Source organism: Streptomyces sp. NPDC037290, assembly GCF_055603245.1.
This window is the reverse complement of record NZ_JBVJVZ010000075.1, coordinates 1-5,848: the sequence shown is the minus strand read 5'-3', so window position 1 is coordinate 5,848 and position 5,848 is coordinate 1. Positions and strand designations below refer to the sequence as shown.

Sequence of the window (5,848 nt, the reverse complement as noted above, 5' to 3'; positions counted from 1 at the left end):
GAACAGCCCGATCCAGCCAGGCTCCGACGCCGTGATCACCCCACTCACGCCAAGATCATCTCACCCCTGGCCAGGGCTTACGGGACAACCTCTAGGCCGGCCGCAATCCGGTATGCCACAAATCATACTTTTTCAGGCGTCTGGGCAACGCGCACCCCGGGTCGTACGAGGCGGGCGTGTCATCTGGGATGCCGTGCGTCGAACGGCTGGCCAACGCCGGCCGTGACGACTCCCCGGGGCGACGTGCCATCCAAGACCTCGGCCACACCGCACAGCGCGCTGTCTCCGAGGTACGCGAGGACGCTCCGGCCGAACGCGTCGCCGCCCTGGACCGGTTCGCAGACGCGGTTCGCGACATAGACCGGGAGCTGGCCGAGATCCTGGGGGATGAGCCTGGCCACGGCGCCGGAGTCCCCTTCGGTGAACCGTCCCGCCCTGTCCTGACGGGTAGCAAGGACCAGAAGACGGACCAGAGGGCAGAGTTCCCGGCCGACGGCGGCGACACGCGCTTTGTGTCGGCAAGCAGCCGGACCGGTGGCACCGGGCTCGGGGAGTAGTCCACCGTGCTGGAGCCGACGAGAGACTGGCCCGGATGCACTGTGCCGGGTCGGCCTTCAGAGCGACGCTGCGCGAGATCCCGGAGTCTGCGCGGAGCGGGCGCCCGGTCGGCGTCCTCGATCCGGCGACGGCGGTCCTGAAGTCCACCGACACCTCCAGCATGCGGCCAGCACTGCTCGTGCTGCGCCAACTGGAGGACGCGCTCGCCGCCACCTAGGCCTTCTTCTCCATGAACTTAGCGTTGCGCTACGGTGCCTTCGGCTGGACGCGCACCGCCGCCCGCCGCAGGTCGATACCCACGCTGTCGTCCCGCGATCGGCCAAGGTCCTACGGGGCCCGCGACGCCCCTGACGTTGCATCTCTTCGTCGACGGGCGGCGTGGGCGTGCCCGTCGAGTCGGAGAAGACCGATGCGACGTAACCAGAGCACCGCTGCTCAGCGCGCCCGTGCGGCGCAGCGCGAGACCGGTGCCAAGTACACCGCCGCCCTCCGCCAGGCCACCACGGTCGGCGCTTCGCCGACGGCGTTCTCCCTGCGGGACCTGCTCGCCGAGTGCACGACCTCCCCCGAGTGGACAGGAGACCACCCCGAGGTCGACGCCGAGTGGGCACCGCGCATGTTCGACTCGGCGCTGCTGGGCGGCCCCGTGCCGTACAAGTCGGTCCTGCTGCTGACCGGCGACCTCGCGACGATGGGGCTGTCCGCCGAGATGACGGTGGAGTCACGCGACGGCCTCAGCGCCGTGGTGGTGGCGTGCGGCGGTCGCCGCTTCCAGCTCCTGCTGTCCCAGGACGACTGGGTCACCGAGCTGTGCCTCATCCCGGGGTGTAAGTGTCGCCCGGTCGCCGCAGCCTTGATCCCGTACTGCGAGCGCCAGCATCTCGCCGAACGCTCCGAGACGGAACTCGCCAAGATGGCCTGGGCGTGGGGAAACGACCGTCGGCAGGAGTTCGAGAGCACTCCGGCCGCCGCGCATGCGGGGGACCAGGGCGACGCGCTGATTGCGGCCGCTGTCGCCCAGGGAGCATTCTCCAAGGTCGCCGCCAAGCTGGTCGAGTGCTGCTACGGGGACCCTAATCTGATCGACGACATCTACCTCAACGACGCAGAAGCCACGGCCATCCGTCACGCGATCGACAACGAACACCTGCTCCTGAAGGCGAGGGCCAGGTCCGCCGCCGCCCGCATCCGTAAGCTGGCCGGCGGCCTCTGCGTGTGCGGGGCCACCCTGTATCTCGTCCCTGAGGCGAATGTGCCCGCCCGGTACTGCTCCGCCCAATGCGCCTCGTCAGGGGCGATCTCGACGGTGATCCGGTAAGCACACGTCAGCCCCGGTCGGACCTGTTGGGTCTAACTGGTTCGACCGGGGCTGGGCTCGCCCTCTGGCCGCGGAGTCCTAGCTCAGACACCGGCCGCAAAGTAGCGGGCCGATCATGCGCTCGCCGCCGTGGCGGCCTTCTCGTCGTGTTCGTGCAGCATCCGCATGACGGTGGCGGGCGAGGGGTGCTGGCCCTTCTTGGCACCTTTGGTGATGACGAGCCGGGCGGCGATCTCCCGCAGGCTCAACTTCTGCTCTCGCAGATGCAGCGCCATCGCGAGCATGTCGGGGTCGGTCACCTTCACTCCGCCGATGGCCTTGCCCTTGACCCGCGCGGTCTCGTGCCCTTCCAGGGTCTTGTCCCGGATGTAGTCGCGCTCGGCCTCGGCCATGGCGGCGAAGAAGGCGAAGAGGGCGGCCCCGTAGCCGGCGGGGTCATGCTTGCCCTGAAGGGGGCCGGTCAGGAACTCCAGCTCGATCCCCGAGTCCCTCAGCTCCTCGGCGACCTTCAACAGCTCCAGGGCTCCGCGCCCGAGCCGCTTCATCTCGTGCACGACGAGCGTTACCTTCGCCCCCAGTGCCCGGTACTCACGGGCGGCGGTGAGGGCGGCCTTCATCTCGGGGCGCTCACGGACGCGAGTGCTGACGTGCTCGTGGAACAGGCGGTGGACGTGAGCCGCCTTGAGGGCGTCGATCTGGGACTGGATCTCCTGCTGCCTTGTGGACACCCGGGCGTCGCCGATGCGGATCTCGGCATCGAGCACCGGGTGTGTCCAATCAACGGCTGATCTTGGTTGGTTGAGGGTCAGTGGCTGGTGGTGGGGGTGAGGCGTCCTTCGAAGGCGATCTGGAAGGCGTTCAGTGGTGCCTTCCAGCGCATCGTCCAGCGGCGCCGTCCCTTGCCGGTCGGGTCGAGGCACATCAGCGCCATATAGACGCACTTCAGCGCGGCAGCCTCCGAAGGGAAGTGGCCGCGGGCCCTCACGGCCTTGCGGATGCGGGCGTTCACGCTCTCAATCGCGTTCGTGCTGCAGATCACCTTGCGGATCTCGACATCGAAGGAGAGGAAAGGCACCATCTCGGCCCAGGCGTCAGACCACAGCTTGATCACGGCCGGATACTTAGCGCCCCACTTCTCGGAGAACTCCAGGAACCGCTCGGTCGCGGCGGCCTCGCTCGGCGCGGTGTAGACGGGGCGAAGGTCCTTGGCGAGCTTGTCCCAGTCCTGGCGGGCGCAGTAGCGGATACTGTTGCGAATCAAGTGAACGATGCACGTCTGCACGACAGTTCGCGGCCAGACTGTCTCGACCGCGTCCGGCAGACCCTTCAGCCCGTCGCAGACCAGCATCAGGACAACTTCAACTCCCCGATTCTTCAGCGCTGTAAAGACCTGGAGCCAGTGCTTGGCGCCCTCGCCGCCGTCGCCGGCCCAGATCCCCAGGATGCCGCGAGTGCCCTCGACCCTGACCGCCATAGCCACGTAGATGGGACGGTTAGCGACCTTGCCGTCGCAAATCTTAACGTTGATGGCGTCCACGAAGACGACCGGATAGACGCGGCGGTTTCCACTGATCGTTGCGAATCAGCGGTAGGCGAGTTGCCTTGACCAGCGTCTCATGGCCTCGGCGGGGGTGCGGTCCCCCAGGACGTGACGGGGGCGTTCGTTGAGTTGTCGTTCGACTTGCGCGAGGTCGCGGGCGGTGTAGCAGGTGAGGCTGGTGCCTTTTGGGAAGTACTCGCGCAGCAGCCCGTTCGTGTTCTCGTTGGTGCCGCGCTGCCAGGGGCTGTGCGGGTCGCAGAAGTAGATCCGGAATCCTGTCAGGTCCTCTATCTGCTCGTGGAGGTAGAGTTCGCGGCCCTGGTCCCAGGTGAGGGTGCGTCGCAGCGAGGCGGGCAGGTCGGTGGTCTGCTCGACGAGCGCGTCGCGTATGTGCGGGGCTTTCCAGCCGTGGGGCAGGTGGATGAGGCGGACGTAGCGGGTGGCGCGGTCGACGAGCGTACCGATCGCGGATGCCTGCTCCTTGCCGACGATCAGGTCTCCTTCCCAATGCCCGGCCCTGCGGCGTTCGTCGGCTTCCCGGGGCCGGGTGTGGACCGGGCGCATGTGCGGGATGGCGTTCTTGATGGGTATGCCCCGGCGCTGCTTCTTGCGGCGGGTGCGCCGACTGCGCAGCCGGGCGGGTGCGCTTGTCCAGTAGCCCGTTGTAGAGGGCGCGGTAGATGGTCTCCGGGCAGGCGTTCATCGCCGGCTGTCCGGGCCGGGTGCGGGCCAGGTACCGGGTGATCTGCTGCGGTGACCAGCGCTCTTTGAGTTTGTCGTTGACGAAGTCACGCAGCTGAGGGCTCGCACGGAGTTTCTCCGGCTTCGGGCGGCGCCGGCGCAGGATGGCCTGGTTGTGTGACCACCAGGGGTTGTAGGTGCCCTCGGGACCGCGGCCGTGGGAGATCTCCCGGTAGACGGTGGAGCGGTGTTTGCCGATCTCCCGGGCGATCGCCGCAGCCGTGCGGCCGGCGAGCAGGCCCTGGGCGATCGCGATCCGGTCGTCCTGGGTCAGGTAGCGTTCATCGATGGGCTTGTCGGGCAGCAGCATGCGTCCAGCCATGATGAACCACACCGACCCGCAGCTCGTCGATACGCCCACATGCCGGGCAGCGGCTGCCCCTTTCAGACCACCTCTACTCAGTTCGAAGTACTGCTTCGGCACCGACAGCGGCAAGCGATTCGGCGGATACTTCGGCATCGGACGGACTCCTTCCAGGAGTCGCAATCACCGATGGAAACCGCCCGCGGTCCAGCGGGCGGGCCTGCCATTCCGTCATGCCCTCCACCACCTTGTCCGTGATCGTGGTGATGGTCTGCTTGGAGACCTCCGCCCCGTACACCTCGGCCAAATGGGCCGATATCTCCCCGTGGGTGAGGCCCTTCGCGGACAGTGAGAGCACCATCTCGTCGACACCGGTCAGGCGCCGCTGCCGCTTGCGGACGATCTGCGGCTCGAAGGTGCCGGCCGTCTCACGGGGCACCCTCACCTCGACCGGGCCGACGTCGGTCAGCACCGTCTTCGACCGAGTGCCGTTCCGGCTGTTGCCGCTGCCCCGGCCCGCCGCGTCGTGCTTGTCATAGCCGACGTGATCGGTGATCTCGCCCTCCAGGGCGGACTCGAGCACCCGCTTGGTCACCTGCTGCAACAGCCCACCCTCACCCGTCAGCTGGAGCCCGTCAGATCGGGCACGGTCGACCAGCATCGCGATCAACTGCTCGTCCGACACTGCGTCCGCGGCCGACTCGACTACCGGCTCCTCCGCGGCCCCGTGCTGGGTGATGGTCTCGCTCATTCAGGCGTCTCCTTGATCATCGGATCCGCCGTCTATTGGACACTCCCCGCCGCGTTCGACGCGCTGGATGCCGACGGTGACGGCCTGGTCGGCCGCGATGCCTATCTGGCCTCGATCCGCGCCTACATCGTCGGCGACAACTCCCCGATGGGCGAGGCCCTGTACTGAGGCGAACACGAGGTGTTATCAAGTTGAGGGGCGGGGTGCGATGATCTTGGTGTAGCTCGTCGTGGGAGGGGTCTGCTGGTGGATAGTGCTGCGCCGTCGTACAAGGGCTTCCGGTTCCCGTCGGAGGTGATCGCGCACGCGGTCTGGCTGTACCACCGTTTCCCCCTGTCCTTCCGCGACGTGGAAGAGCTGCTGTTCGAGCGTGGCATCCAGGTGTCGTACGAGGCGATCCGGCTGTGGTGTGAGCGGTTCGGCCCCGCCTACGCCGCCGGCAGCCCCGCCCGGATGACCGGTGGCATCTAGACGAAGTCTTCATCAAGGTCAAGGGCCGGCTGCGGTACTTATGGCGCGCGGTGGACCAGGACGGGAACGTGCTGGACATCCTCGTGACCGACAAGCGCGACACCAAGGCCGCGAAGCGCTTCTTCCGCAAGCTCCTCAAGGGCACCGGGACCCTGCCCCGGGTGA

6 protein-coding genes and 3 pseudogenes are annotated in these 5,848 nt (G+C 67.5%); 4 read left to right on the top strand and 5 right to left on the bottom strand.

Annotated features, from left to right (window positions below):
- Window positions 1-179 precede the first annotated feature (179 nt).
- A complete protein-coding gene (locus tag ACZ7HQ_RS44545) occupies window positions 180-401 on the bottom strand; it encodes a hypothetical protein (RefSeq protein ID WP_471003115.1) in 222 nt (73 codons plus the stop codon).
- A gap of 191 nt (window positions 402-592) precedes the next feature.
- Between ACZ7HQ_RS44545 and ACZ7HQ_RS44540 the strand changes: the two genes are divergently transcribed.
- Both ACZ7HQ_RS44540 and ACZ7HQ_RS44535 read left to right on the top strand, forming a co-directional pair.
- On the top strand, window positions 593-775 hold the full coding sequence (locus tag ACZ7HQ_RS44540) for a hypothetical protein (RefSeq protein WP_471003112.1): 183 nt from the start codon (window positions 593-595) through the stop codon (window positions 773-775).
- Window positions 776-967: 192 nt separating this feature from the next.
- On the top strand, window positions 968-1,876 hold the full coding sequence (locus ACZ7HQ_RS44535) for a hypothetical protein (protein WP_471003110.1): 909 nt from the start codon (window positions 968-970) through the stop codon (window positions 1,874-1,876).
- 113 nt (window positions 1,877-1,989) lie between these two features.
- Here ACZ7HQ_RS44535 and ACZ7HQ_RS44530 read toward each other — a convergent pair whose 3' ends face one another.
- From ACZ7HQ_RS44530 to ACZ7HQ_RS44515, 4 genes and pseudogenes are all read right to left on the bottom strand, one after another.
- Window positions 1,990-2,640: a recombinase family protein gene (locus ACZ7HQ_RS44530; RefSeq protein ID WP_471003107.1), complete on the bottom strand. Its 651-nt coding sequence runs from the start codon at window positions 2,638-2,640 to the stop codon at window positions 1,990-1,992.
- Between the two features lie 41 nt (window positions 2,641-2,681).
- Window positions 2,682-3,434: pseudogene (locus ACZ7HQ_RS44525) on the bottom strand (IS256 family transposase); the annotation flags it as partial.
- A gap of 24 nt (window positions 3,435-3,458) precedes the next feature.
- Window positions 3,459-4,617, bottom strand: a pseudogene (locus ACZ7HQ_RS44520) (IS30 family transposase).
- A complete protein-coding gene (locus tag ACZ7HQ_RS44515) occupies window positions 4,553-5,212 on the bottom strand; it encodes a transposase (protein ID WP_471003104.1) in 660 nt (219 codons plus the stop codon). The pseudogene ACZ7HQ_RS44520 and the gene ACZ7HQ_RS44515 overlap by 65 nt, the downstream one beginning before the upstream one ends.
- Before the next feature lie 12 nt (window positions 5,213-5,224).
- Here ACZ7HQ_RS44515 and ACZ7HQ_RS44510 point away from each other — a divergent pair, with 12 nt between their 5' ends.
- A complete protein-coding gene (locus tag ACZ7HQ_RS44510; RefSeq protein WP_471003101.1) occupies window positions 5,225-5,380 on the top strand; it encodes a hypothetical protein in 156 nt (51 codons plus the stop codon).
- Window positions 5,381-5,458: 78 nt separating this feature from the next.
- Window positions 5,459-5,848, top strand: a pseudogene (locus tag ACZ7HQ_RS44505) (IS6 family transposase); the annotation flags it as partial.

Bases quoted from the DNA above. Each gene is read 5' to 3' on its own strand.
- ACZ7HQ_RS44540 (WP_471003112.1), top strand. From the start codon at position 593: ATGCACTGTGCCGGGTCGGCCTTCAGAGCGACGCTGCGCGAGATCCCG.
- ACZ7HQ_RS44535 (WP_471003110.1), top strand. From the start codon at position 968: ATGCGACGTAACCAGAGCACCGCTGCTCAGCGCGCCCGTGCGGCGCAG.
- ACZ7HQ_RS44515 (WP_471003104.1), bottom strand. From the start codon at position 5,212: ATGAGCGAGACCATCACCCAGCACGGGGCCGCGGAGGAGCCGGTAGTC.